Annotated in this window: 24 protein-coding genes; 17 read left to right on the top strand and 7 right to left on the bottom strand. The window is 67.2% G+C overall.

Annotated elements, in window-relative coordinates; translation table 11 throughout:
- Positions 1-105 precede the first annotated feature (105 nt).
- Positions 106-1,383 (bottom strand): alpha/beta fold hydrolase, encoded by a 1,278-nt coding sequence (locus J2T21_RS09830; RefSeq protein WP_307580891.1) that lies wholly within the window; start codon positions 1,381-1,383, stop codon positions 106-108.
- The gene (locus J2T21_RS09825; protein WP_307580889.1) at positions 1,380-1,859 is read right to left on the bottom strand and encodes a GNAT family N-acetyltransferase; all 480 of its coding nucleotides are present in this window, start codon (positions 1,857-1,859) and stop codon (positions 1,380-1,382) included. The genes J2T21_RS09830 and J2T21_RS09825 overlap by 4 nt, the downstream gene beginning before the upstream one ends.
- A gap of 115 nt (positions 1,860-1,974) precedes the next feature.
- Between J2T21_RS09825 and J2T21_RS09820 the strand changes: the two genes are divergently transcribed.
- Positions 1,975-2,829, top strand: a complete 855-nt coding sequence (locus J2T21_RS09820; RefSeq protein ID WP_307580886.1) for a metal-dependent hydrolase — start codon at positions 1,975-1,977, stop codon at positions 2,827-2,829.
- An 82-nt stretch (positions 2,830-2,911) separates the two neighbouring features.
- On the opposite strand, the gene J2T21_RS09815 is transcribed toward J2T21_RS09820, so the two are convergent.
- On the bottom strand, positions 2,912-5,443 hold the full coding sequence (locus J2T21_RS09815; RefSeq protein ID WP_307580885.1) for a DEAD/DEAH box helicase: 2,532 nt from the start codon (positions 5,441-5,443) through the stop codon (positions 2,912-2,914).
- 52 nt (positions 5,444-5,495) lie between these two features.
- On the opposite strand from J2T21_RS09815, the gene J2T21_RS09810 reads away from it, so the two are divergent.
- The 3 genes from J2T21_RS09810 to J2T21_RS09800 all read left to right on the top strand — a co-directional run bounded on the left by J2T21_RS09810 (position 5,496) and on the right by J2T21_RS09800 (position 8,206).
- Positions 5,496-6,284: a trans-aconitate 2-methyltransferase gene (locus J2T21_RS09810; RefSeq protein WP_307580883.1), complete on the top strand. Its 789-nt coding sequence runs from the start codon at positions 5,496-5,498 to the stop codon at positions 6,282-6,284.
- A 57-nt stretch (positions 6,285-6,341) separates the two neighbouring features.
- Positions 6,342-6,632, top strand: coding sequence for a hypothetical protein (locus tag J2T21_RS09805; protein ID WP_307580881.1), 291 nt, complete (start codon positions 6,342-6,344; stop codon positions 6,630-6,632).
- A 137-nt stretch (positions 6,633-6,769) separates the two neighbouring features.
- On the top strand, positions 6,770-8,206 hold the full coding sequence (locus J2T21_RS09800; RefSeq protein WP_307580879.1) for an HNH endonuclease: 1,437 nt from the start codon (positions 6,770-6,772) through the stop codon (positions 8,204-8,206).
- Here J2T21_RS09800 and J2T21_RS09795 read toward each other — a convergent pair whose 3' ends face one another.
- On the bottom strand, positions 8,207-8,869 hold the full coding sequence (locus tag J2T21_RS09795) for an MBL fold metallo-hydrolase (RefSeq protein WP_307580877.1): 663 nt from the start codon (positions 8,867-8,869) through the stop codon (positions 8,207-8,209).
- Positions 8,870-8,955: 86 nt separating this feature from the next.
- Between J2T21_RS09795 and J2T21_RS09790 the strand changes: the two genes are divergently transcribed.
- From J2T21_RS09790 to secG, 13 genes are all read left to right on the top strand, one after another.
- Positions 8,956-9,339: a GntR family transcriptional regulator gene (locus tag J2T21_RS09790; RefSeq protein ID WP_083410976.1), complete on the top strand. Its 384-nt coding sequence runs from the start codon at positions 8,956-8,958 to the stop codon at positions 9,337-9,339.
- Positions 9,340-9,401: 62 nt separating this feature from the next.
- Complete coding sequence (uvrA, locus tag J2T21_RS09785) at positions 9,402-12,284, top strand: excinuclease ABC subunit UvrA (protein WP_307580875.1); 2,883 nt, start codon at positions 9,402-9,404, stop codon at positions 12,282-12,284.
- A gap of 80 nt (positions 12,285-12,364) precedes the next feature.
- A complete protein-coding gene (locus J2T21_RS09780; protein ID WP_307580964.1) occupies positions 12,365-13,084 on the top strand; it encodes an HAD hydrolase-like protein in 720 nt (239 codons plus the stop codon).
- Entirely contained in the window at positions 13,085-13,756 is a 672-nt protein-coding gene (locus tag J2T21_RS09775; protein WP_071213268.1) for a lysophospholipid acyltransferase family protein, read from the top strand.
- Positions 13,757-13,770: 14 nt separating this feature from the next.
- On the top strand, positions 13,771-15,732 hold the full coding sequence (gene uvrC, locus J2T21_RS09770) for an excinuclease ABC subunit UvrC (protein WP_307580873.1): 1,962 nt from the start codon (positions 13,771-13,773) through the stop codon (positions 15,730-15,732).
- A gap of 35 nt (positions 15,733-15,767) precedes the next feature.
- Entirely contained in the window at positions 15,768-16,661 is an 894-nt protein-coding gene (rapZ, locus tag J2T21_RS09765) for an RNase adapter RapZ (protein ID WP_307580871.1), read from the top strand.
- A 6-nt stretch (positions 16,662-16,667) separates the two neighbouring features.
- On the top strand, positions 16,668-17,708 hold the full coding sequence (locus tag J2T21_RS09760) for a gluconeogenesis factor YvcK family protein (RefSeq protein WP_307580869.1): 1,041 nt from the start codon (positions 16,668-16,670) through the stop codon (positions 17,706-17,708).
- A gap of 10 nt (positions 17,709-17,718) precedes the next feature.
- Positions 17,719-18,699 carry a DNA-binding protein WhiA gene (whiA, locus tag J2T21_RS09755; RefSeq protein ID WP_113761088.1) on the top strand — a complete coding sequence of 327 codons (981 nt, stop codon included), beginning with the start codon at positions 17,719-17,721 and terminating at the stop codon, positions 18,697-18,699.
- Positions 18,700-18,791: 92 nt separating this feature from the next.
- Positions 18,792-19,421, top strand: coding sequence for a superoxide dismutase (locus J2T21_RS09750; protein WP_307580812.1), 630 nt, complete (start codon positions 18,792-18,794; stop codon positions 19,419-19,421).
- Positions 19,422-19,660: 239 nt separating this feature from the next.
- Positions 19,661-20,674, top strand: coding sequence for a type I glyceraldehyde-3-phosphate dehydrogenase (gap, locus tag J2T21_RS09745; RefSeq protein ID WP_307580867.1), 1,014 nt, complete (start codon positions 19,661-19,663; stop codon positions 20,672-20,674).
- A 27-nt stretch (positions 20,675-20,701) separates the two neighbouring features.
- Positions 20,702-21,934, top strand: coding sequence for a phosphoglycerate kinase (locus J2T21_RS09740; RefSeq protein ID WP_307580865.1), 1,233 nt, complete (start codon positions 20,702-20,704; stop codon positions 21,932-21,934).
- A complete protein-coding gene (gene tpiA / locus J2T21_RS09735) occupies positions 21,931-22,746 on the top strand; it encodes a triose-phosphate isomerase (RefSeq protein WP_307580863.1) in 816 nt (271 codons plus the stop codon). The genes J2T21_RS09740 and tpiA overlap by 4 nt, the downstream gene beginning before the upstream one ends.
- Before the next feature lie 28 nt (positions 22,747-22,774).
- Complete coding sequence (gene secG / locus J2T21_RS09730) at positions 22,775-23,026, top strand: preprotein translocase subunit SecG (RefSeq protein WP_307580861.1); 252 nt, start codon at positions 22,775-22,777, stop codon at positions 23,024-23,026.
- Between the two features lie 95 nt (positions 23,027-23,121).
- Here secG and pgl read toward each other — a convergent pair whose 3' ends face one another.
- From pgl to zwf, 3 genes are read right to left on the bottom strand one after another with little or no spacing between them, the layout of a single operon-like run.
- Positions 23,122-23,886 carry a 6-phosphogluconolactonase gene (gene pgl, locus J2T21_RS09725; RefSeq protein WP_373457913.1) on the bottom strand — a complete coding sequence of 255 codons (765 nt, stop codon included), beginning with the start codon at positions 23,884-23,886 and terminating at the stop codon, positions 23,122-23,124.
- The gene (locus tag J2T21_RS09720) at positions 23,876-24,817 is read right to left on the bottom strand and encodes a glucose-6-phosphate dehydrogenase assembly protein OpcA (protein ID WP_307580858.1); all 942 of its coding nucleotides are present in this window, start codon (positions 24,815-24,817) and stop codon (positions 23,876-23,878) included. Before J2T21_RS09720 ends, pgl begins: the two co-directional genes overlap by 11 nt.
- A complete protein-coding gene (gene zwf, locus J2T21_RS09715; protein ID WP_307580856.1) occupies positions 24,814-26,373 on the bottom strand; it encodes a glucose-6-phosphate dehydrogenase in 1,560 nt (519 codons plus the stop codon). Before zwf ends, J2T21_RS09720 begins: the two co-directional genes overlap by 4 nt.
- Between the last annotated feature and the right edge of the window lie 93 nt (positions 26,374-26,466).

Below are 26,466 nucleotides of genomic sequence, written 5' to 3'. Positions count from 1 at the left end.
GCGGCGTCATCGATCCAGGTCTCTCGGCCGCTCCGGATGGTTGCACTTCAATACCTATCACGGAAGCGGTTCCCGTCGTGATTGCGACCGGCAGTGTGACGCGGCCTAGTCCTTGCCCAGCTCCAGCAGCTTCGCGAAGATCATCGCGCCCTCGTCGCCGATGCCGTCGTGGTGGAACTCCTCGGTTTCCCACACCCGCACGTTGCCGACCGCGGCGGCGGTTTGAAGCGACAGGTCCCTGTCCACGTACACGTCGTGGGCGTAGACGGCCGCTGCGACCGGCACGGTGTTGGCGGCCAGCACCGTGGGGTCGTAGAGCGGACCCCAGTCCTCGTGCTCGGCCAGGATCCGGGCGGTTTCCTCCAGCGGGCGCAGCACCGCATCGTCCTCGAAGTACCAGCTGAACACCATTTCCCCGGTCAGCAGCGGGAGTTCGGCATCGGGGGAGAAAGCCGGGAACTCGGCCAGCACGCGCTGCGCGGACCAGTTGGTGGCCGCGCCCTGCGCGTAGATCGACTCGTGCAGCAGCGCGTAAAGCGGGTTGGTGGTGCGGTCGGCCTGTTCGGCGACCGCGGCCAGGAAGGTGTCCGAGAGCCGCCTGCCGCCCGGGGTCTCGATGAAGGCGGCCTCGAAGACGTGGTGCAGCGAGTGCACCCGGGCGTTGCCGCCCAGGAACTGGCCGAGCATCTGCACCAGCGGCACGGTCAGCGCCCGGCCGCCCGGCAGGTGCTCCTCGGTGTGGGCCAGGTGCGCGACAATCTCGCGCAGGACCTTGCGGTCCTGCGGGTACCACTCGAAGTATTCCGCGTTGCGCTCGGCCATCCGCCGGTAGGTCGCCCGGTACACGGTGTCCGCGTCCGCGGTGAGCGAGGCCAGGCCGCCGGTGACGATGCAGCGTTCCAATGCCGCCGGGGCCAGGGACAGGTAGGTCAGCGTGCAAAAGCCGCCGTAGCTTTGCCCGAAGGTGCTCCACTTCTCGATCCCGAGGTCCTTGCGGATGGCTTCGGCATCGCGCACGATCGAATCGGCGCGGAAATGCGTGAGGTAGGCGGCCTGGGCCGCCGCGTCCCCGCGCATCGGCAGGGACTGGCGGTTGGCCGGGGTGCTCAGGCCGGTTCCGCGCTGGTCAAGCAGCAGGATGCGGAAGGTCTTGGCCGCCTCCGCCAGCCAACCGGACAGCGAGGCCGGACGCGGGGACTTCCCGCCCGGTCCGCCCTGCAGGAAGAGCAGCCAGGGCAGCGAGGCCGGATCGGTGTGCTCGGTGGAGGAGATCTCGCGGGCAAAGACCGTGATCTTTTCGCCCGCCGGGCGGGCGTGGTCCAGCGGGACCTGGAAGTAGTGCTCGGTGGTGTTCATCCCGCGGAAGGTGTGGGTGTTGCTCATGCCCCTGCCCCCAGTTCCGCCAGGGCTGCGCCTTCGAGGCGCCGCACGGTCCAGCCGTCCATGGAACCGGCGCCGAGCGAATCGTAGAAGCCGATGGCCGGGGCATTCCAGTCCAGCACGCTCCATTCCACGCGCCGGTAGCCGCGGGCCACTGCAATGCGTGCCAATTCGGCCAGCAGCGCCTTGCCGTGTCCGGCGCCCCGCGCCGACTCGCGCACGTAGAGGTCCTTGAGGTGGATCCCGTGCGTTCCCTCCCAGGTGGAATACGTCAGGAACCACAGGGCGAAGCCCAGCACCGTGCCGTCCCGGTCCACCACGTGCGCGTACACCTGCGGGTCCGGCCCGAAGAGGTGGGCGACGAGGTCCGCTTCGGAGTTCTTCACGGCGTCGGGCTCGCGCTCGAAGAGCGCCAATTCGTGGATGAGTTCAAGGATGGCGGGGGCGTCGGCGGGCGCCGCGGGGCGAATCAGGGGCATGTGACCAAGCCTACCGGCGGGCCATGCGTGCCGTGAATCCAACGCGTGGGTGGCAGCACTTAAGGTTGGGGGCGATCGAGAAGCAAGAACCAAAGCAAGGACGGCACCAAGCAATATGATGGGCGGCCACCACGCGGCCACCGGCGCAGCAGCCTGGATCGCGTTGACCACGAATTTCAAGCTCCCCACCGGGAGTCTCTCCGAGAAGCTGACCTGGCTGCCCGACGCGATCCCGCTGGGATTCGGCCTGCTGGAGCAAACCCCGATCGCCGGGGTCGCGGGGGCGATGGTCTGCGCGGGGGCGGCGCTGCTGCCCGATGCGGACCACCGCCGGGCCACCATTGCGCACTCGCTGCCGCCGGTGTCCAACGCGATCTGCGCCGGCATCGGAGAGGTCTCCGGAGGGCACCGCAACGGCACGCACTCGCTGCTGGGCATCGCGGCGTTCACCGTCCTGGCCTGGGTGCTGGGGCTGTGGACCATGGAGAATTCCCGCTTCGGGATCATCTACCCGGGCGCCGGTCTGTTGGCGGTGCTGCTGGTGTCCTTTGCGCTGAAGGCGCTGAAGTTCATTCCCGACACCATGGCGAAGCTGCCGTGGTTGGTCTCGGTTCCGGCCGGCATCTTCGTGGCGGTGTTCTCGCCCGACGAGCAGAACTGGCTGGTGCTGGCGGTGGCCGTGGGCTGCGCGGTGCACATCGCCGGGGACATGCTCACCGTCGGCGGCTGCAACCTGATCTGGCCGATCAAGATCAAGTCCCCGCGCTTCATCCGCCGCGTGCCGCTGCTCAAGGACGTGTGGAAGCCCGGCGGCCGGATCGCCATCCCCGTGCTGGGCAGGGCAGGGTCGGTGCGCGAATGGCTGTTGTGCATCCCGGTGTCCATCTACGCGCTGGCCGGGCTGGTGGTGCCGATCGTGCTGCTGGCCCACAACCAGGTCCAGCCGCTGACCAAGCTCTTGGGATTCTAGGAAACTCCGGGAGGTCCGGAATCACCGCAGGCGCCCGCCGGGAAGGAAATCCTTCCCGGCGGGCGCCTGTGTTTGGTGCGTGCTAGTCCTTGCGGCCCACATTGGTCACCGTGATGACCGGGTACCCGGCCTCGTCGGAGTCCGCCAGGTTGACGGTGGCGTCGATGCCCCAGTCGTGGTGGTTGGCCGGGTCGGCGAAGACCTGGCGCACCGTCCAGGTGTCCTTCGAGGTGGTGATCAGCAACAGGTTGGGGCCGCGGCCGCCGGGACCGTCGTCGATGTCCTCGTGCTCCTCAAAGTATGCGTCCATGGCATCGGCCCACGCCTCGGCGCCGAAGCCCGAATGCCCGTCCAGCTCGCCCAGGGCGGAGTCCTGCTCGTCGGCGAAGAGCTTCACGCGGCGGAACATCTCGTTGCGGACCATCACGCGGAAGGCCCGCGCGTTGGAGGTCAGGCGCTCGGGGGCCGGCGGGATGATCTCGGCGTCGGGCTCGTGCAGCACCCCGTTGGCCAGTTCCTCCCATTCGTCCAGCAGCGACGAGTCGATCTGGCGGATCAGTTCCCCGAGCCATTCGATGAGGTCCTCGAGGTCCTCGCGCAGCGCGTCCTGCGGGACGGTCTGGCGCAGCGCCTTGTAGGCGTCGGTGAGGTAGCGCAGCAGCACGCCCTCGGAGCGGGCCAGCGAGTAGAACTGCACGTACTCGCTGAAGCTCATGGCGCGTTCGTACATGTCGCGGACCACCGACTTCGGGGCGACCTCGAAGTCGCCGAGCCACGGGGCGCCGGCGCGGTACTGCTCGAAGGCATTGGTGAGGATCTCGGCCAGCGGCTGCGGGTAGGTGACCTCCTCGAGCGCGGCCATCCGGTCGTTGTACTCCATGCCCTCGGCCTTCATTGCGGCAATCGCCTCGCCGCGGGCCTTTTTCTCCTGGGCCGAAAGCACCTGGCGCGGCTTTTCCAGCGTGGCCTCGATGACCGAGACCACGTCCAGCGCGTAGCCGGGGGACTCGGCGTCGAAGAGCTCCAGGGCCGCCAGCGCGAACGGGGACAGCGGCTGGTTCAGCGCGAAGTTTTCCTGCAGGTGCACCGTCAGGGCCAGCATGTTCCCGTGCTTGTCGGGGTGCTCGAGGCGTTCGACGACCCCGGTGGCCAGCAGCTCGCGAAGGATGCCCAGCGCCTTGCGCTGCAGGGCACGCTGCCGTACCGGCGGTTCGTGGTTTTCGGTGAGCAGCCGTCGGGCGGCGGCGAAGGAATCGCCCTCGCGCGCCAGCAGGTTCAGCAGGATCGAGTGGGTCACCGCGAACGAGGAGTTCAGCGTCTCGGGGGTGGATGCGATGATCCGCTCGTAGGTCTTTTCTCCCCAGGTCACGAAGCCCTGCGGCGGCTTCTTCTTGACAACCTGGCGGATCTTCTTGGAATCGTCGCCGAACTTCGCGACCGCCTTCTCCATGGCCTTCTTGTTCTCAATGGAGTGCTCGGGCGCCTGGACCACGACGGTTCCGGCGGTGTCGAAGCCCGCGCGGCCCGCGCGTCCGGCGATCTGGTGGAATTCGCGGGAGTTCAGGATGCGGGTGCGCACCCCGTCGTACTTGGACAGCGCGGTGATCAGCACGGTGCGGATGGGCACATTGATGCCCACGCCCAGGGTGTCGGTGCCGCAGATGACCTTGAGTAGTCCGGCCTGGGCCAGCTGCTCCACCAAACGGCGGTACTTGGGCAGCATGCCCGCATGGTGCACGCCGATGCCGTGGCGGACCAGCCGGTTCAGCGTCTTGCCGAAGCCGGGCGCAAACCTGAATCCGGCGATCAGCTCGGAGATCCGGTCCTTTTCCTCGCGGGTGCACACGTTGATGCTCATCAGCCCGCTGGCCCGGTCGATGGCCTCGAGCTGGCTGAAGTGCACCACGTAGATCGGCACCTGCTTGGTCGAGAGCAATTCCTCGATGGCTTCCTGCACCGGGTCCTGCGAGTAGTAGTAGTGCAGCGGGATGGGCCGTTCGGCGTGCGCCACGGTGGTGGTGTCGCGTCCGGTGCGCAGCGTCAGCTCGTCCTCGAAGCGGCCGACATCGCCCAGAGTGGCGCTCATGATCAGGAATTGCGCCTGCGGGAGCTCGAGCAGCGGAACCTGCCAGGCCCAGCCGCGCTGCGGGTCGGAGTAGAAGTGGAACTCGTCCATGACCACCGGGCCGAGGTCCGCGTTCTTGCCTTCGCGCAGGGCGATGTTGGCAAGGATCTCGGCGGTGCAGCAGATGATCGGGGCATCCTGGTTGACCGAGGAATCGCCGGTGACCATGCCGACGTTCTCCGCGCCAAAGATCTTGCAGAGGTCGAAGAACTTTTCCGAGACGAGTGCCTTGATCGGGGCGGTGTAGTAGCTGCGCTCCCCGCGGGCCAGCGCGTGGAAGTGCGCGGCGACGGCCACCAGTGACTTGCCCGATCCCGTGGGGGTGGCGAGGATGACGTTGTTGCCGGCCACGAATTCCATGACGGCCTCGTCCTGTGCCGGGTAAAGCCCGATGCCGCGGTCCTCCACCCACTTCACGAAGGCTTCGTAGGTCGATTCGGCGGTGGCACCGCGTGGGGGAGTGTTGGGCAGCAACTCGGTAAGTTTCATGATGTGTCCAAGACTATCGGTTTACGAGGGGCTTTCCGCTTACGCTGTGGTTATGAAATGGGACCCGAACAAGTACGTGCAGTTTGCAGACCATCGCGACCGTCCGTTTTACGATCTGACGGCCCGTATCACCGCCGCGACGCCGCAGCTCGTGGTGGACATGGGGTGCGGTCCGGGACCCTTGACCCATTCGCTGGCAGAGCGCTGGCCCGACGCCCGGGTGATCGGATTGGACTCCTCGGAGGAAATGATCGAGCAGGCGCGGGCCAAGCAGCACGCGGACAACCTGTCCTTCGCCATGACGGATGCGAGCACCTGGATGCCGGCCCCCGACACCGACGTGCTGGTCTCCAACGCGATGCTGCAATGGATCCCCGAACACCGGCAGCTCATCGCCAAGTGGCTGGGGGCCTTGGCCCCCGGGGCTTGGTTTGCGGCCCAGGTGCCGGGCAACTTCGGCTCCCCGTCCCACACCTTGATGCGGGAGCTGGCCAACTCGGAGCGCTGGGCCCCGCAGCTGGCCGGGGTCCTGCGGCATGACGGCGCGGTGGGGGAGCCCGCTGACTACCTGAAGATCCTGCTGGCGGCGGGATTCGAATCCGATGTCTGGGAAACGACGTACGGGCAGATCCTCAGCGGGCCGGACCCGGTCCTGGAATGGGTGCGCGGGACGGCCCTGCGTCCGGTGCTTGCCAGGCTTTCGGAAACAGATGCGACCGCGTTCGAGGCCGAGTATGCCCGTTTGGTTGCCCAGGCGTACCCCTCCTTCGCGGACGCCCGCGGGGGCTCCCTCACCTTGTTCCCGTTCCGGCGCATCTTCATGCTGGGTCGCAAGCGCTAACCTTCCCCAAGGCAAGCAGATTCCCAGTTGGGATGTCGCCCTCCTAGGCTAGGGGACATGAAGAAGCTCTTGCCGGTTCTTGCCGCTGCCACCATGATGCTCGCTGCCTGCTCCGGGCCGTCGCCCGAAGACTTTCGCCTGAACGACCACCAGGGGAACACCGCCTGCATCCATTTCGGCAGCGGATACGCGGATACGGGAAACCTCGGCGCCACCAACATGAAGAAGGCGGCCGAGCACGGTTCCAAGGCTTCCACCGAACAAATCCGCACCGCGGTCGATACCGATGCCGCCGGAGCCCCCGCAATCACGGACAAAGACGCGTTCAAGAAGGCCTGCGAATCCTAGGGCATCAAGTTCAATTAGCCCCCACGAACAAGATTTTTCGAAAGTATTTTCTTACCGCGCTTTGACTAGGCCGTTTATGAGGTTTTGCGCTCGCCGAAGCCTTCACAAACCTGCGATCCGGGCGTAGAATAGTAAGTATGTTCGAAGGTTCCCAGGAATACAATTCGAACCCGAGATCCCTCACTGTGGAGGAAGCCGGGGAAATCCTCCTTGGCCATCGCCACATCCCCTCGGATCTGCGCAGGCCTCCCAGGCAGCGCTCCGCAGCGGAAGGGCCCGGTGACGGCTACGTCGATTTCATCAACGGCATGACCGAGGCCGTGACCCACTTGCCTCAGACCGTGGGGGAGCAGGTGCGGGGCGCTCGGATCTCAGCGATGGAGCGCGCGAAAGCCGCCCTCTGTGCGGCCCAGGCCAAGGAAGCATATGCCCTGGAACAGGACATCATTGCCCGGCACCGTGAAGAAGGCATTTACCAGCAGAACCCGGCGCGTGGCACCGGCGCTGAAGTCGCCTTGGCGCGCAAGGAGGCCCAACACCTGGGGCCCCGCTTCGTGAACTACTCGCGGGCCATGATCGAGCAAATGCCCTACACCTTCAACGCACTGGAGCGCGGTGAGCTCACCGAAGAGCGCGCCATGCTTATGGTGAGCAAGACCAGTGACATGCATGTCGACGTTCGCCGACAAATCGACCGGAATATGGCAGGGGAGCGAGGCGCCCTCGAAGGCGTGGGCACCAAGCAACTGGCATCGCGCATCGACAAGGAAGCCCTCGCCTACGACGGCCGGGTCGAAATGAATAAGCAGGCAGATGCCATGGTCAAGCGCCGCGTGACGCTGACCCCGACACCCGATGGGATGATGCGCATGAGCGCACTTCTCACCGCGGCGCAGGGCGTTGCGGTGAAGCAGGCGCTGCGGGCCGCGGCTTCCAAACTCCGCTCCAGCGAGGATCGCCGCACCGACGACCAGACCATGGCCGACGCACTGGTCTCGGGAATCACCGGGCACGCAAACGGGCTGAGGCCCTCGCTGATGGTGCACCTGAACATGACCGACCGCACGCTCCTCGCAGGCGACAGCGAACCCGCGCACCTCTATGGCTACGGAACCATCTCCGCTGCCCATGCCCGGTGGCTCATTGCCGGTGACCGAACTTCTTCGGAAGAAGAAAGCGAGGTCGACGTCTGGATGCGCCGCGTGTATACGGCGCCCACGACAGGCGAACTCTTGGCCATGGAGTCCGAAGCCCGCAGTGTTCCGCCCAAACTCAGGGATCTCATCGAGATTCGCGACCAATTCTGCAGGACGCCATATTGCGATGCCCCGATTCGCCACATCGACCACGTCTACCAGGTGCGCAGGGGCGGGAAGACCACCGAGATCAACCTGGATGGACGATGTGTCTGTTGCAACCAGGTGAAGGAGACCGAGGGCTGGGAAGAACACCTCATCCGGGGACGGCGGCATACCATCCTGATCACCACCCCCGGCGGACAGATGTATCGAGCCATGGCGCCGCCCCTGCCTGGGACCCCGGAATCACCGCCGGGGCCCCGGACGGACCCATGACTACCAGCCCCTGAGGCGCCACTCGCCCAGGCTCGGCCGTTCCGCGCCCAAAGTCGTTGATGACCCGTGACCAGTAAGCACCAAGGCCTCATCCGGATACACTCCAAAGAGCCGGGTCTCCACGTCGTCAAGCAACGAGGTAAAACGCTGCGGATCGTTCCCCGTGTTTCCCACTCCACCGGGGAACAAGGAATCCCCGCTGAAGATGACCGTGGTGCCACCGCTGTCCCGCAACACATAGGCAATCGAGCCCGGGGTGTGCCCACGAAGGTGCACGCACTCCAGGACCACCTGGCCAACGGATACCGTGTCGCCATGCTTCAGCGGAACATCAACGACGACGTTGGCGCCGGCAGCAATGCCGTCCACGTCCTCGGCACCCGCATAGGTCTTCACCCCGGTCTTGCCGGCATACTCTGCCAGTGCCCGGATGTGGTCCCAGTGCTGGTGGGTCGTGGCAATGCCCGCAAGCTGCGTGGGGACGTCGGCATCCGAAGCAGCGGAGTCAACCAATCCCTCGATGGCCGCCACATCGTCGGCCGCATCGATCAGCAACTGGGAGCCATCGCCCTTGGACGTCACGACGTAGATGTTGTTGGACATTTCGGAAACGCTCACGGATCGGATGGTCACGTCAGTGAGGTCAAGGAAGGTTTCACTCATTGCAACATCCTATGTGGAACGCCGAATCCGGCGCGATAGGCTGAAGCGCAAGCACCGCCCCCCGGTACCAACAAAGGACGGCACACGTGGACAGCAATCCGCTGGCATTCATCGCTCTCGACAGCACGGACAAAACCGCTCCCTACCAGCAAGTCAGGCAGCAGATACTCGTCGCCATCTCGAAGGGACGACTCAAGGCCGGAACGAAACTGCCCTCGGTCCGGGCGCTCGCCGAACAACTCGGTCTCGCGGTCAACACGGCGGCTAAGGTTTACAAGGAATTGGAGGCCACCGGTGTCGTCGTGACCCGGGGCCGCCACGGCACCATCGTCCAGGCGGCGGAAGATGAAGGTGCGGTCGCCGTTGCCGACGCCGCCTCCGAGCTTGCTGCCGTTGCGACACGCTGGGGGATCTCGGAGAAAGCAGCCATCGGCTACGTCCGGGCGGCGTTCACTTCGCAAGTTGGATAGACCTGCGTCTTGTTGCTCACAAGTTCGCTCCATTCGAACCAGTTTTCGATTAGCATGATCTGGTGGCTACTTCCCGCTCCCCTGAAACCTTCCGTCCGCACGACCTGACCCGCCTGGTGGTGAAGGGCGCGCGCGAACACAACCTACGCAACGTCGACCTGGATTTGCCCCGTGACGCCATGATCGTGTTCACCGGCCTTTCCGGCTCCGGAAAGTCGTCCCTGGCTTTCGACACCATCTTCGCCGAAGGGCAGCGACGCTACGTCGAATCCCTCTCGGCCTATGCCCGCCAGTTCCTGGGGCAGGTCGACAAGCCGGACGTCGACTTCATTGAGGGGCTCTCGCCCGCGGTGTCGATCGACCAGAAGTCGACCTCGAAGAACCCCCGGTCCACCGTGGGAACCATCACGGAAATCTACGACTACATGCGACTGCTCTGGGCACGCGTGGGTCGCCCCTACTGCCCGGTCTGCGGCGAAGCCGTCACCAAGCAGACCCCGCAGCAGATCGTGGACCAGCTGCTCGAGCTCGAACCCAAGACCCGTTTCCAGGTCCTTGCACCCGTCGTGCGCGGTCGCAAGGGCGAATTCGTGGACCTCTTCAAGGAGCTCGGCTCCAAGGGCTACTCCCGCGCCCGGGTCGACGGCGAAACGATCCAGCTTTCCGACCCGCCCAAGCTCGGCAAGCAGTTCAAGCACACCATCGAGGTTGTCGTCGACCGCCTGGCCATCAACGACACCGTGAGCCAGCGCCTGACCGACTCCATCGAAACCGCACTGAACCTCGCCGAGGGCCGGGTCCTGATCGACTTCGTCGACCTCGATCCGGAAGACGAGGGCCGGGTGCGCGCCTTCTCCGAGAACCTTGCCTGCCCCAACGAGCACCCGCTGGCCATCGATGAAATCGAACCGCGCTCGTTCTCCTTCAACAACCCCTTCGGCGCCTGCCCCGCCTGCAGCGGCATCGGCACACGCCTGGAGGTCGACGAGGACCTGATCATTCCCGACGTGGAAATGCCCCTGGGCCAGGGTGCCATCGCGCCGTGGTCGCTGGGCACGGCCACCACCGAATACTGGAACCGCCTGCTCGGGGGACTGGGTGCGGAGCTGGACTTCACGCTGGAAACCCCCTGGAACAAGCTGCCCGCCGTCGCCCGCCAGGCCATCCTGCACGGCAAGGACCACAAGGTCGTGGTGCAGTACAAGAACCGCTTCGGCCGGGAGCGCAAGTACTCCACCGGCTTCGAGGGCGTGGTCCAGTACATCCACCGCAAGCACCTGGAAACCGAATCGGACAACGCCCGTGACCGGTACGAGGAATACATGCGGCAGATCCCGTGCCCGGAATGCAACGGCGCACGCCTGAACTCCGCCTCGCTGTCCGTGCTGATCAACGACAAATCCATTGCCGAGGTCTCGGCCATGCCGATGCGCGAATGCTCGGAGTTCCTCGAAAACCTCGTCCTCACCGGACGCGAGGCCCAGATCGCCAACCAGGTCCTGAAGGAAATCCAGGCCCGCCTGCGCTTCCTGCTGGACGTCGGACTGGAGTACCTGAACCTGGAACGTGCCGCCGGCACGCTTTCGGGCGGCGAGGCCCAGCGCATCCGGCTGGCCACGCAGATCGGTTCCGGCCTGGTCGGGGTGCTCTATGTGCTCGACGAGCCCTCCATCGGGCTGCACCAGCGCGACAACCGCCGGCTTATCGAAACCCTGACCCGGCTGCGGTCCCTGGGCAACACGCTCATCGTCGTCGAACACGACGAGGACACCATCGCCGAGGCCGACTGGATCGTGGACATCGGACCCGGCGCCGGCGAACACGGCGGCGAGGTCGTGCACTCCGGGTCCCTGGAGGGCCTGAAGGCCAACACCCGGTCGATCACCGGCGACTACCTCTCCGGGCGCAGGAAGATCGAGATTCCGGCCAAGCGCCGCAAGATCGACAAGAAGCGCGAAGTCAAGGTCATCGGTGCCCGAGAAAACAACCTCGTGGACGTCACCGCCCGCTTCCCGCTCGGCGTGCTCACGGCCATCACCGGCGTCTCCGGCTCCGGAAAGTCCACGCTGGTCAACGACGTGCTCTACAAGGTGCTCGCCAACCGGCTCAACGGCGCCAAGCAGGTCCCCGGACGCCACACCCGCGTCGAGGGCCTCGAGCACCTGGACAAGGTCATCCACGTCGACCAGTCGCCCATCGGCCGCACCCCGCGCTCCAACCCGGCAACGTACACCGGGGTCTTCGACCACATCCGCAAGCTCTTCGCCGAGACCAACGAGGCCAAGGTCCGCGGCTACCTGCCGGGCCGCTTCTCGTTCAACGTCAAGGGCGGACGCTGCGAATCCTGCTCCGGCGACGGCACGCTGAAGATCGAGATGAACTTCCTTCCGGACGTCTACGTCCCGTGTGAGGTTTGCCATGGTGCGCGCTACAACCGCGAGACCCTGGAGGTCCACTACAAGGGCAAATCCATCGCCGACGTGCTGAACATGCCCATCGAGGAGGGCGCGGAGTTCTTTGCCGCGTTCACCCCGATCGCCCGCCACCTGCGCACCCTGGTGGAGGTGGGGTTGGGCTATGTCCGACTCGGGCAGGCCTCCACCACGCTCTCGGGCGGCGAGGCACAGCGCGTGAAGCTCGCCGCGGAACTGCAGAAACGCTCCAACGGACGCTCCATCTATGTGCTCGACGAGCCCACGACCGGCCTGCATTTCGAGGACATCCGCAAACTCCTGCTGGTGCTGCAGGGTCTCGTCGACAAGGGCAACACGGTGATCACCATCGAGCACAACCTCGACGTGATCAAGTCCGCGGACTGGGTCATCGACCTGGGGCCCGAGGGCGGTTCCGGCGGCGGCGAGATCATTGCCGTCGGCACGCCCGAACAGGTCGCCAAGGTCGAGGCCAGCTACACCGGAAGGTTCCTCGCGCCGCTGCTGGGCTAGGGGCGAATGCCGTGCGTGTATGCCGTTTCGGGCATGCGCGTACGGCACAAGTGCCCAGTTCATGCGAGAATACGACAGTGATGATTGCTCCCTCCGCCGTGCTGCTTGACCTCGATGGAACCCTTGTGGATCCGGCCGGGGCTATCACCTCGGGCATCCGCTTTGCGTTGACGCAGGCGCAGGTCCCCGATCCGGGTGAAGAAAAACTCCTGTCCCTCATCGGGCCCCCGCTGACCATCGGGCTGGCCACCATCGACGGTGTCGACCCCTCGATCATCGGTTCGCTGATCGCCACCTACCGTGCGCAATATGCCGAATCCGGCATGGCGGCATCACGTCCGTACCCCGGCGTCCCCGAACTCCTGGCCGCGCTGCGTGCCTCCGGCACCACGGTGCTGGTCGCCACCGCCAAGCCCACCCACATCGCCCGGGCCCTGCTCGAGGTCCAGGGCATCACGCCCCTGCTGGACGGGATTTTCGGCAACGACGACGAGGGCGACGGCACCTCCTCCTCCAAGACCCACATCCTGGCCGCGGCGATCGCCGAGCACGACCTGGACCCCGCCCAGTGCGTGATGGTGGGGGACCGGCGCTACGACATCGAGGCCGCCCACGAGAACGACATGGCCTCCATCGGCGCCGGCTGGGGCTTCGCCGAAGCCGGCGAACTCGAGGCCGCCGGTGCCGGGGCGCACGCCGCGGACCTGGCCGAGCTTGCCGGGCTGCTGCTGGGCAACGCCGCCGAGGAAACGCTGCGCGAATCCCTGTTGGCAGCCAACCCGATGGGAGCCGGCGCCTAGATGAGCCTGTACACCATGACCCGCTCCTCGATCCGCGGGCTGCTTTCCGGGCTGTGCCGCCCCACCGTCACCGGACTGGAAAACGTGCCCCGCACCGGGCCGGTCATCATCGCCTCCAACCACCTCTCCTTCCTGGACTCCATCATCATCCAGGCGCTGACCCCGCGGGATGTCGCGTTCTTCGCCAAGGCCGAGTACTTCACCACCCCGGGCCTCAGGGGCAAGGCCATGAAGACCTTCTTCGAATCCGTGGGCTCGATCCCGGTCCAGCGCGGGGAACAGGCCGCCTCCGTTGCGGCCCTGGAATCGCTGGTCGACATCCTGGAGACCGGCGGCGGCATCGGCATCTACCCCGAGGGCACCCGCTCGCGCGACGGCAAGCTCTACCGCGGGCGCACCGGCGTGGGCTGGCTCGCGCTGTCCACCGGAGCGCCGGTGGTCCCGGTCGGGCTGGTGGGCACGGAGAACCTGCAGCCGGCCGGGAAGAACACCATCAAGCCGCACCACTTCACCCTCGCCTTCGGCAAGCCGCTGCAGTTCGAGCACCTGGGCCGCAAGCACCCCCTGCCGCAGCGCCGCGCCGCCACCGACGCGATCGTCGATGCCATCGCGGAGCTCACCGGCCAGGAACGCGTGGACGCCTACAACCAGACCCCCATCAGCGACCAGTAACCGGAGCAGCAGAAGTGGCAGACCCCCAGAGCTACCGCCCCGCCACCGGGGACATTCCGACGCGTCCCGGGGTCTACCGCTTCCGCGACGAGGTCGGCCGGGTCATCTACGTCGGCAAGGCCAAGGTGCTGCGCCAACGGCTGAACTCCTACTTCGCCAACCCCGCGGGGCTGACCCCCAAGACGCACGCCATGGTGCACACCGCAGTCTCGGTCGAGTGGACGGTCGTGGGCTCGGAGCTCGAGGCGCTGCAGCTGGAATACACCTGGATCAAGGAATACAACCCGCGCTTCAACATCGTCTTCCGCGACGACAAGTCCTACCCGTACCTGGCCGTGACCATGGGGGAGAAGTACCCGCGCGCGCTGGTGATGCGCGGGGACAAGCGCAAGGACACCAAGTACTTCGGCCCGTTCTACCCGGCCAAGGCCATCCGCGAAACCCTGGACACGCTGCTGCGCGTCTTCCCGGTGCGCAGCTGCTCCGCCGGGGTGTTCAACCGGGCCCAGTCCTCCGGGCGGCCCTGCCTGCTGGGCTACATCGACAAGTGCGCCGCCCCCTGCGTGGGCCGCATCAGCCCCGAGGACCACAAGCAGCTCGCCGCCGACCTGTGCCAGTTCATGGGCGGGGAGGGCACCCGCTTCATCAAGGAGCTCGAGGCCAAGATGAAAGATGCCGTCGACACGCTCGAATACGAGCAGGCCGCCAGGTACCGCGACGACATCGCCGCGCTGCGCCGGGTCTTCGAGCGCAACGCCGTGGTGCTGGCCGAAAACACCGAGGCCGACATCTTCGCGGTGCACGAGGACGAGCTCGAGGCCGCCGTGCAGGTCTTCCACGTGCGCAACGGGCGTATCCGCGGCCAGCGCGGCTGGGTCGTGGAAAAGGTCGAGGACTCCACCCCGGCGGAATTCATCGAGCACATGCTCACCCAGGTCTACGGCGAATCCGCCGGGGACGACAGGATCCCGCGCGAGGTGCTGGTCCCGGTGCTGCCGGAGAACGCCGACGACGTCGCCGCCTGGCTGCACGAGCGCCGCGGCTCGGCCGTCTCGCTGCGCGTGGCCCAGCGCGGGGACAAGGCGACGCTGGCCGAAACCGTGCGGGAAAACGCGGAGCAGTCGCTGCGCCTGCACAAGTCCCGCCGCGCCGGTGACCTGACCACCCGGTCGGCCTCGCTGCAGGAACTCCAGGACGCCCTGGGGCTGCCGGCCCCGCTGCTGCGCATCGAATGCTACGACGCCTCGCACACCCAGGGCACCAACGTGGTCGCCTCCATGGTCGTCTTCGAGGACGGGCTGCCCAAGAAGGCCGACTACCGCAAGTTCTCGATCACCGGGGATGCCGCGCGCGACGACACCGCCTCGATGTACGACGTGATCTCCCGCCGCTTCAAGAACTACCTGGCGGACATGGAAGACACCGTGCCGATGATCAGCGGGGAAATCGACATCGCCGACGCGTCCGAGCGCATGCCCGCCCGCCGCTTCGCCTACCCGCCCTCGCTGGTCATCGTCGACGGCGGACCCCCGCAGGTCGCCGCCGCCTCCCGGGCCCTGGCCGATTTGGGCATCGACGACGTGTACGTGGTCGGGCTGGCCAAGCGGCTGGAGGAGCTGTGGCTGCCGGACGACGAGTTCCCGGTGATCCTGCCGCGGGCCTCCCACGCCCTCTACCTGGTCCAGCGGGTCCGCGACGAGGCGCACCGCTTCGCCATCACCTTCCACCGCAAGAAGCGCTCGGCCTCGATGACCACCTCGCTGCTGGACACCATTCCCGGGCTGGGCCCGGCCAAGCGCGAGGCGCTGCGCAAGCACTTCGGCTCGATGAAGAAGATGCGCGCCGCCACGGTGGAGCAGCTGCTGGAGGTCCCGGGCATCGGCCCGGCACTGGCCGCCACGGTGTTCGACGCGCTGGCCGCATCCGGCGCGGATGCGCCGGCAGTGAACATGACCACAGGTGAAGTGCTGGACTGACCGAATCGGGACCCGCGGGCGACTAGGCTAGGAACATGACCACCGAGCTTTCCCCCGTGAAACCACCAGAGTCCGAACTACTTGTCATCACCGGAATGTCGGGAGCCGGCCGCACCACCGCGGCCCATGCCCTGGAGGACCATGGGTGGTACGTGGTGGAAAACCTCCCCCCGACGCTGTTGGGCATGCTCACCGAGATCGTCGCGCACTCCGGGGGCTCCATCCCGAAGCTCGCGGTGGTCATGGATGTGCGCTCCAAGTCGCTCTTCCCGCAGCTGCGGGAAAACCTGAACGCGCTCACCAGCGCGGGCATCGCCTACCGCGTGCTCTTCCTGGACGCCGCGGACGACCTGTTGGTCCGCCGCTTCGAACAGGGTCGGCGCCCGCACCCGCTGCAGGAGGACGATCGCATCGTCGACGGCATCAACCGCGAACGCGAGGTGCTGCGCGAACTGAAGGAAGCGGCAGAAATCGTCGTGGACACCACCGAGATGTCGGTGCACGACCTGGCCCGCACCATCACCGAACTGTTCTCCGAGTCCGGGCCGATCGTGCTGCGGCTGAACGTGATGAGCTTCGGCTTCAAATACGGGGTCCCCACCGACGCCAACTACGTCGCCGACGTGCGCTTCATCCCCAACCCGCACTGGGTCCCCGAGCTGCGCCCGCACACCGGCAAGGACAAGGCGGTCTCCGACTACGTGCTGTCGGCCACGGGCGCCGCCGAATTCATCGAACGCTACATCGGTGCCCTGGAGCCGGTCTTCGAGGGCTACCGCCGCGAAAACAAGCACTACGCCACCCTGGCGGTGGGCTGCACCGGCGGCAAGCACCGCTCGGTGGCCACGGCCGAGGAAATCGGGCGCCGGCTGGCCCAGCTGCCCAATGTGCGTGTCAACGTCACGCACCGGGACCTGGGACGCGAGTAGTCCGCCATGGCGTTTTTCACCGGCCCCATCCCCATCCAGCCACCTTCCCGCTCCGCCGGGGAGAACAAGGTCGTGCGCGTGGTCGCGCTCGGCGGCGGCCACGGCCTGTCGGCATCGCTGTCCGCGCTGCGCCGGCTGACCACCGACCTGACCGCCATCGTCACGGTCGCCGACGACGGGGGCTCCTCCGGGCGCCTGCGCGAGGAGCTCGACGTGCTGCCCCCCGGGGACCTGCGCATGGCGCTGGCCGCCCTGTGCGACGACACCGACTGGGGCCGGACCTGGCGCGATGTCATGCAGCACCGCTTCACCTCGAAGCCCGGGTCGAGCGCCGCGCTGGACCAGCACGCCGTGGGCAACCTGCTGATCGTCGCCCTGTGGGAACTGCTCAAGGACCCCGTGGCGGGGCTGCGCTGGGCCGGGGCCCTGCTCGGGGCCCGCGGCCAGGTGCTGCCCATGAGCACCACGCCGCTGACCATCACCGGGGACGTGTTGCAGGAAGACGCCGGCAGCGGGCTGGTGCAGCGCCGGCTCTCCGGCCAGGCGAAGCTCGCCGAGGCCGGCGAAAGCGCCCTGGTCTCCAACGTGCGCCTGGAACCGGCCGACGCCGCGGCCTGCACCGAGGCGCTGGACGCCATCGAGCTGGCCGACTGGGTCGTGCTCGGCCCGGGCTCCTGGTACACCTCGGTGCTGCCGCACCTGCTGCTGCCCGAAATGCGCGAAGGCCTGCAGCAGACCGCGGCGCGCCGGCTGCTGACCATGAACCTTTCCACCGACACCGCCGAGACCGGCGGGATGGACGCCGCCGCGCACCTTGAAGTCATCGCCAAGTACGCCCCGGACCTGCGCCTGGACGCCGTATTGGCAGACCCGGCGACGATTTCGGACCACGAGGCGTTCACCCACGCCGCCGCCCGGCTAGGTGCCCGCACCTTTTTCGGTAAAGTAGGGGTTGGTGCCGGACGAGCAGTCCACGACCCCTTGAGACTTGCCGCCGCATACCACGACGTGTTCACCACGTTCAGCACAGACGAGCCCAGCAGTTAGGAAACAATCCATGGCACTGACGGCTTCCGTCAAGGACGAGCTGTCCCGGCTTGAGATTCGGAGATCCTCCGAGCGCAAGGCAGAAGTATCCACCATGCTGCGATTCTGCGGCGGCCTGCACATCATCTCCGGACGCATCGTCATCGAGGCCGAGGTCGACCTCGCCTCCACCGCCCGGCGGCTTCGTGCCGCCATCGCCGAGGTCTACGGCCACGCCTCCGAAATCATCGTGGTTTCCGGGGGAGGGCTGCGCCGCGGCAACCGCTACGTGGTCCGCGTGGTCCGCGACGGCGAGGCCCTGGCCCGCCAGACCGGCCTGCTCGACGGGCGCGGCCGACCGGTGCGCGGGCTGCCCTCGGTCATCGTCAACGGCTCCACCGCCGACGCCGAGGCCGTGTGGCGCGGCGCCTTCCTCTCACACGGTTCGCTGACCGAGCCCGGGCGTTCCTCGGCACTGGAAATCACCTGCCCCGGCCCCGAGTCCGCACTGGCACTGGTCGGTGCCGCCAGGCGCCTGGGACTTGTCGCCAAGGCCCGCGAGGTCCGCGGCGTGGACCGCGTGGTCATCCGCGACGGGGAGGCCATCGCCCAGCTGCTCACCCGCATGGGTGCCCACGACGCCTTGATGGTCTGGGAAGAGCGCCGCATGCGCAAGGAAGTGCGTGCCACCGCGAACCGGCTGGCCAACTTCGACGACGCGAACCTGCGCCGTTCGGCCCAGGCAGCCGTGGCCGCCGGCGCCAGGGTGGAACGCGCCCTGGAGATCCTGGGCGACGAGGTCCCCGAGCACCTCAAGTACGCCGGCGCGCTGCGCGTGGCGCACAAGCAGGCGTCGCTGGACGAGCTCGGACGCATGGCCGAGCCGCCGATGACCAAGGACGCGATCGCCGGGCGGATCCGCCGCTTGCTGGCCATGGCCGACAAAAGGGCCTCCGAACTGGGAATACCCGGCACCGAGGCCAGCGTTCCACTGGATATGCTCGAACACTGAGCCCAAGGATTTTCCGCTGTTGCGCGGAGATGCAGTAACGAAGAAGAACGCATCCACTTCTTGATGGGTGCCGATGAGAATGAGGAGTCATTTTGGCTATTTATACCTTGCCCGAGCTGCAGTACGACTACGCGGCCCTGGAGCCGAACATCTCGGCGCGGATCATGGAGCTGCACCATTCCAAGCACCACGCGGCGTATGTGGCCGGGGCGAACACGGCCCTGGAGCAGTTGGCCGAGGCGCGGGAGAAGGGCGAGTTCGGGAATATCCCGAAGTTGTCCAAGGACCTGGCGTTCCACCTGGGCGGGCACACCAACCACTCGATCTTCTGGAACAACCTGTCCCCGGAGGGCGGGGACAAGCCCGAGGGGGAGCTGGCCGCGGCGATCGACGACGCCTTTGGCTCGTTCGACGCGTTCCGTGCGCATTTCACGGCTGCGGCGATGAGCCTGCAGGGCTCGGGTTGGGCGTTGCTGGGCTTTGAGGGCCTGGGTGGCCAGCTGGTCATCGAGCAGCTCTACGACCAGCAGGGCAACGTGCCGGTGGCGACGACCCCGTTGCTGATGCTGGACATGTGGGAGCACGCGTTCTACCTGGATTACGTGAATGTGAAGGCCGACTATGTGAAGGCGTTCTGGAACATCGTGAACTGGGCCGATGTCTCGGCGCGTTTCGAGGCGGCCCGCAAGGGTGCCGCGGCGCTGATCGTCCCGGGCAAGTAACAAAACCCCCGTGGAGGCGTAAGCCTCCTCACATCGAACGCCCAAGTGGCGTACGATGGAAACAACGTGTTTTGCGTGTCTTGCGGCATCAGCCGCAAGACACGCATAAACCCGGTCAGCACCCAGCTGACGACACAACGGAGTGTCCAATTTTTCCAAGCCACTCCGTTTCTGTGTCCCAACCCCGGGGCCCTCTTTCCGCGGCAGTGGCAACACCACTCTGTCAAGGAGAAATACACGTGACTACCCGTGTTGGCATTAACGGTTTCGGACGCATTGGCCGCAACTTCCTGCGAGCAGCCCTGGCGAACCGCGCAGACATCGAAGTTGTTGCAGTAAACGACCTCGGATCCATCAACGACCTGGCCATGCTGGTCAAGTACGACTCGATCATGGGCCGCCTGGAAGAAGACGTGAGCGTCGACGGCGCCTACATCGTCGTCGGCAACAAGCGCATCAAGGTCCTCTCGCAGAAGGATCCCGCCCACCTGGGCTGGGGCGAGCTGGGCGTCGACGTCGTCATCGAGTCCACCGGCCTGTTCACCAAGGCCGTCGACGCCGAGAAGCACCTGCAGGCCGGTGCCAAGAAGGTCATCATTTCCGCGCCCGCTTCCAAGGAAGACATCACCATCGTCATGGGTGTCAACCACGAGAAGTACGAGGCCGACAAGCACCACATCATCTCCAACGCCTCCTGCACCACCAACTGCCTGGGCCCGGTCGCCAAGGTCCTCAACGACCAGTTCGGCATCGTCGACGGATTGATGACCACCATCCACGCGTACACCGCGGACCAGCACCTGCAGGATTCCCCGCACAAGAAGGATCCGCGCCGCGCCCGCGCCGCCGCCCTGAACATGATCCCGACCTCCACCGGTGCGGCCAAGGCCATCGGCCTGGTCCTCCCGGAGCTCAAGGGCAAGCTCAACGGCTACGCCATGCGCGTGCCGGTCCCGACCGGGTCGGCCACCGACCTGACCGTGAACCTGGCCCGCGAGGCCTCCGTCGAGGAAATCAACGCCGCGTTCAAGAAGGCCGCCGAAGAGGGCCCGCTCAAGGGCTACCTGAAGTACTCCGAGGACCCGCTGGTCTCCACCGACATCGTCCACGATCCGCACTCCGCGGTCTTCGACGCCGGCCTGACCTCCGTCATCGGCACCACGGCGAAGGTCGTCGCCTGGTACGACAACGAGTGGGCCTACTCCACCCGCCTGGTTGACCTGACCGATTACGTCGGCGCCCGGCTCGGTTAGTCCCCGAGACTCGGATAACCTAGTCACATGACTTCCCACACTCTCGACGAACTGATCGCCGATGGTGTCCTTGGGCGGCGCGTTCTGGTCCGCAGCGACCTGAACGTGCCGCTCGATGGCTTCACCGTCACCGACGATGGGCGTGTACGCGCCTCCATTCCCGTGGTGCAGAAGCTGGCCGAGGCCGGCGCCCGCGTCATTGTCATGGCACATCTGGGCCGCCCCAAGGGCGAACCCGACCCCACATACTCCATCGCCCCGGCGTCCACGCGCCTGGCCGAGCTCTCCGGGCTCGACGTGCGCACCGCAACCGACGTCACGGGTCCTTCCGCGCAGAAGCTTGCCGGCGAACTGGGTGACGGTGCCGTGCTGGTGCTGGAAAACGTGCGCTTCGATGCGCGCGAAACCTCCAAGGACCAGGGCGAGCGCGCGCAGTTCGCCGCCGAACTGGCCGCACTGGCCGGCGAGGGCGGTGCCTACGTGAACGACGCCTTCGGCGCGGTGCACCGCAAGCACGCCTCGGTGTACGACATCGCCGCACTGCTTCCGGCCTACCAGGGCGACCTGGTGGCCACCGAGGTGCGGGTCCTGAAGACCCTCACCGAGGCGCCCAAACGCCCCTACGTAGTCGTGCTGGGCGGATCCAAGGTCTCGGACAAGCTTGCGGTGATCGAGAACCTGCTCGGGAAGGCCGACCACCTGCTGATTGGCGGCGGCATGGCCTTCACCTTCCTCAAGGCCCTGGGCCACGAGGTCGGCGGCTCGCTGCTTGAGGAAGACCAGCTGGAAACCTGCCGCGGCTACCTCTCGCGCGCCAAGGAACTGGGCTGCGACATCGTGCTGCCCACCGACGTGGTTGTCGCCTCGAAGTTCGGGGCCGACGCCGAGCACGAGGTGCGCCCGGCCGACGACATCACCGGCGGGCGCTTCGGCGACACCGGCCTGGGCCTGGACATCGGCCCGGTCTCCGGGGAAACCTTCGCCAGCTACATCACCAGTGCCAACACGGTCTTCTGGAACGGGCCCATGGGCGTCTTCGAGATCCCGGCATTCGCGAACGGCACCCGTGCGGTGGCCGGCGCGCTGGCCGAATCCGAGGCGTTCAGCGTCGTCGGCGGCGGGGATTCCGCCGCCGCGGTGCGCACCCTGGGTTTCCACGACGACGATTTCGGACATATTTCCACCGGCGGCGGTGCCTCCCTCGAGTACCTCGAGGGCAAGGAACTGCCAGGCCTGACTGCCTTGGAGGCGCGTAAGTGACCACTTCGACCAACGGTAAATTCGACCGGAAGCCGCTGATTGCCGGCAACTGGAAGATGAACATGGACCATGTCCAGGGCATCACGCTGCTGCAGAAGCTGGCCTGGACGCTGGCCGACGCCGAGCACGACTTCGAGCGGGTCGAGGTGGCGGTCTTCCCGCCGTTCACCGACCTGCGCGGCGTGCAGACGCTGACCATGGGCGACAACCTCCCGGTGCGCTACGGCGCCCAGGACCTCTCCGCCCACGACTCCGGCGCCTACACCGGGGAAATCTCCGGACAGTTCCTCTCCCGCCTGGGCTGCGGCTACGTGCTGGTGGGGCACAGCGAACGCCGGGCCCTGCACCACGAGTCCGACGAGCTGCTGGCCTCAAAGGTCGTCGCCGCATACCGCCACGGGCTCGTCCCGGTGCTGTGCGTGGGCGAGGGACTGGAGATCCGCCAGGCCGGAACGCACGTCGAGTACACGCTCGAGCAGTTGCGTGGTTCGCTGGCCGGGGTCACCTCCGAGCAGGCGGAAACCCTCGTGGTTGCCTACGAGCCGGTCTGGGCCATCGGCACCGGCGAGGTCGCGGGACCGGAAGACGCGCAGGAGCTGTGCGCCGCCATCCGCACCGAGCTTGCGGTGCTCTTCGGCGACGAGACCGCGGCCTCGGTCCGCGTGCTGTACGGCGGCTCCGTCAAGGCGTCGAATGCCGCGGCAATCCTCGCCCAGCGCGACGTCGACGGCGTGTTGGTGGGCGGGGCCTCGTTGGACGCCGCGGAATTTGCTAACATTGTTAGGTTCGAGCACCACCTGGTGACCGACTAATCGCCATCGAGCGGATTGAAGGGCAATAGTGGACGTCATCAAGTTGGTACTGCAGATTTTGCTGGGCATCACGAGCCTGCTGCTCACCCTGCTCATCCTGCTGCACAAGGGCCGCGGCGGCGGCATGTCCGACATGTTCGGCGGTGGCATGACCACCTCGCTGGGCTCCTCCGGCGTCGCCGAGCGCAACCTCAACCGCGTGACCATCATCCTGGGAGTAATCTGGGCCGCCGTCATCATCGGCCTGGGCCTGGTCATGCGCTTCAGCGTCGAGTCCTAGCCTTCGGCCGCACCGCACCAAGCAGGCAAAAAGCGCGGCCCGCCTCTCCTTCAACGGATGAGGCGGGCCGCGCTTTGGCGTGGGTGGAAAACCGGTCAGACCAGGGCCGCGGCGGCGGCATCCATGAGCCACCAGGTGCCCTGCGTGCCCGACACCCCGGAGGCCGGAACGCGTTCGCGCTCCACCGGCTCCTGGCCCAGGGCCACGCCTGCCGCGGGGGCCTTGTCGGCCCCGGCGACCACGAGCCACACCGCGCGGGCGGTGTTGATGGCCTCGAAGGTAAGGGACACGCGCAGCGGCGGCGGCTTGGGCGAATCCCGCACCCCGATGACGTTTGCACCGGTTGCCGCGGCACCCGCGTGGTCGGGGAACAGCGAGGCCACGTGCGAGTCCGGGCCCATGCCCAGCATCAGCACGTCGAAGACCGGCAGGGAACCGGCGGTTCCCTCGTCGGAGGCCTCCCGCTCCAGCAGGTGCGCGTAGGCGGCGGCCGCCTCCTCCGGGGTCCCGAACTCGTCGGCCGCGCCCATGGCGTACACCCGGCCCCGGTCCAGGCCGTGGGCATCGAGCACGCCCAGCAGCACCTCGGCCTGCACCGCGTTGCGGTCCGGGGAGCCGGCCTCGACGAAGCGCTCGTCCCCCCAGTAGAAGTTCACCCGCGACCAGTCCACCGCGCCCAGCGCGGGGGAGTCGGCGACGGCCTGCAGCGAGGCGATGCCCAGGGTTCCGCCGGTGAGCACGATGGACGCCTCCCCGCGCGCGGCCTGCGCGTCGAGGATCGCGGTGACCAGCCGGGCGGCGACAGCTGCGGCGGTGGCCGGCAGGTCGGGGTGGATGACGACGTGACGCCTAGCGCTCACTGGCACGGATGCTCCTCAGGTTGGTGCGTTTCAGGCCCTCGCGCACGACCTCGCCGAACAGCTCGTCCGGGTCGAGGCGGCGCATCTCCTCGGACAGGCAGTCTGAGACCGAGCGCTGCGGCAGGGAAATCAGCTGGGCCTTCTGGCCCGGCTGGTACAGCTCGGCCACGTCCCCGGGGGGACGGGAAAGCTCGACGTCGCCGGAGGGAAGGGCGAAACGCACCGAGCGGACGCCGGTGCCCTCGGGGGAGGACGCCAGCGTCACCGGGATCCGCAGGCACAGCCGCAGCCAGGCGGCCAGCAGCACCGTGGAGGGGGAATCGACCGCACCGGTGACGGTCACCGCGGTGACCTCGGCCGGGTCCAGCTGGTCCATCACCGCGGCCAGCTGGGCGCGCCACAGCGTCAGCCGGGTCCAGGCCAGATCGGTGTCCCCGGCCCGGTAGGACTCGGCCAGCGCGAAGAGCGCCTTGCGCGGGTTGGCCTCCGCGCCCGAATCGGTGATGCGGCGGTGCGCGATCCTGCCCAGCGGGGTGTGTGCGGCGTCCTTCGGGACCCCGTGCGGCCACCAGGCCACGATCGGGGCGTCGGGCAGCAGCAACCCGGAAACCAGGGATTCGTCCACGTGCGCATCGGGGCCGAAGGTGTGCAGCACGATGACCTCCGCGGCTCCGGCGTCGCCGCCCAGGCGGATCTGCGCGTCCAGCCGGGTCGCCCCGGTGGCCGCGCCCTTGACCACCACCACGATGCGGCAGGGGTGTTCGCGGCTGGCCAGCGAGGCCGCGGAGATCGCGTCCTCCTCGTACCCGGCACGGGTGATCACCAGCAGCGTCAGCACGCGGGAGAGCGCGGCGGATCCGCCGGCCCGGCGCATGGTGACCAGTTCCTTGGAGATCTTCGAGGTGGTGGTGTCTTGCAGCTCGGCAATCATGGGCGGCGCCATGTCCTTCCGTCGCGGGCCATCAATTCGTCGGCCGAGGCCGGGCCCCAGGAGCCTGGGGCGTAGGGTTCGGGCTGGGTCGGCAGCGACGCCCAGTGTTCCTCGAACGGGTCGAGGATGCGCCAGGACTGCTCGACCTCCTCGTGGCGGGGGAACAGCGGCGGCTCGCCGAGCAGCACATCGAGGATCAACCGCTCGTAGGCCTCGGGGGAGGACTCGGTGAACGCGTGCCCGTAGCCGAAGTCCATGGTCACGTCGCGGACCTCCATCTGCGTGCCCGGGACCTTGGAGCCGAAGCGGATGGTCACGCCTTCGTCGGGCTGGACCCGGATGACGATGGCGTTCTGCCCGAACTCGTCGTCCTTGTGGTCGCGGAAGAGCAGGTTGGGGGCGCGCTTGAAGACCACCGCGATCTCGGTGACCCGGCGGCCCAGGCGCTTGCCTGCGCGCAGGTAGAACGGTGCCCCGGCCCAGCGGCGGGTGTTGATTTCCAGCTTGATCGCCGCGTAGGTCTCGGTCTTGGAGGCCGGGTTGAAGCCCTCCTCGTCCAGGAAGCCGGTGACCTTCTCCCCGCCCTGCCAGCCGGAGGTGTACTGGCCGCGGGCGCTGGCCGAATCCAGGTCCTCCGGCAGCCGCACGGCGGTGAGCACCTTTTCCTTTTCGCTGCGCAGGTGGTCCGCGTCGAAGGAGATGGGTTCCTCCATGGCGGTCAGCGCCAGCAGCTGCAACAGGTGGTTCTGGATGACGTCGCGCGCCGCCCCGACCCCGTCGTAGTAGCCGGCGCGGCCGCCGATGCCGATGTCCTCGGCCATGGTGATCTGCACGTGGTCCACGTACTTGGCGTTCCACAGCGGCTCGAAGAGCTGGTTGGCGAAGCGCAGGGCCAGCAGGTTCTGCACCGTCTCCTTGCCCAGGTAGTGGTCGATGCGGAAGACCGCATCGGGCGGGAAGACCGATTCGACGATCTCGTTGAGCTCGCGGGCCGAAGCCAGGTCGTGGCCGAAGGGCTTCTCGATGACGACGCGGGACCAGCCGGCGTCGGGGGAGTCGTCGTGGGCCAGCCCGTGTTTGGAGAGCTGCTGGCAGACGGTCTCGAAGGAGTTCGGCGGGATGGAGAGGTAGAAGGCGTGGTTCTTGGAGGTGCCGCGCGTCGCGGCCAGGTCGTCGAGCGTCTCGCGCAGCCTGGTGAACGCGGCATCGTCGTCGAACCCGCCGGAAATGAACCTGAAGCCGCTGGCCAGCTGCTCCCAGACGGTCTCGTTGAAGGCGGTGCGGGAGTGGTCCCTGACCCAGGCCTTGGCCTCGGCGGCGAACTGCTCCGCGCTCCAGTCCCGGCGCCCGAAGCCGACCACGGCGAAGTTCGGCGGCAGCAGGCCGCGGTTGGCCAGGTCGTAGACCGCGGGCATGAGCTTCTTGCGGGCCAGGTCGCCGGTGATGCCGAAGAACACCAGAGCCGAGGGTCCGGCAATCTTCTCCAGGCGCCGGTCCCGGCGGTCACGCAGCGGATTGGGGTGGTTCAGCGCGGGGCGCGGGGTGGAATCGAGCATCAAAGACGGGCCTTCAACTGTTGGTGGGAAACCGGTGAAACGGTGCACCGGGCGCGCGCGGCGCCCGGTGCACCGGGGTGGGATGCGGGTGGT

Source organism: Paeniglutamicibacter psychrophenolicus, assembly GCF_030812255.1.
Classification (GTDB): Bacteria; Actinomycetota; Actinomycetes; order Actinomycetales; family Micrococcaceae; genus Paeniglutamicibacter; species Paeniglutamicibacter psychrophenolicus_A.
This window is presented reverse-complemented; position numbering and strand designations above follow the sequence as displayed.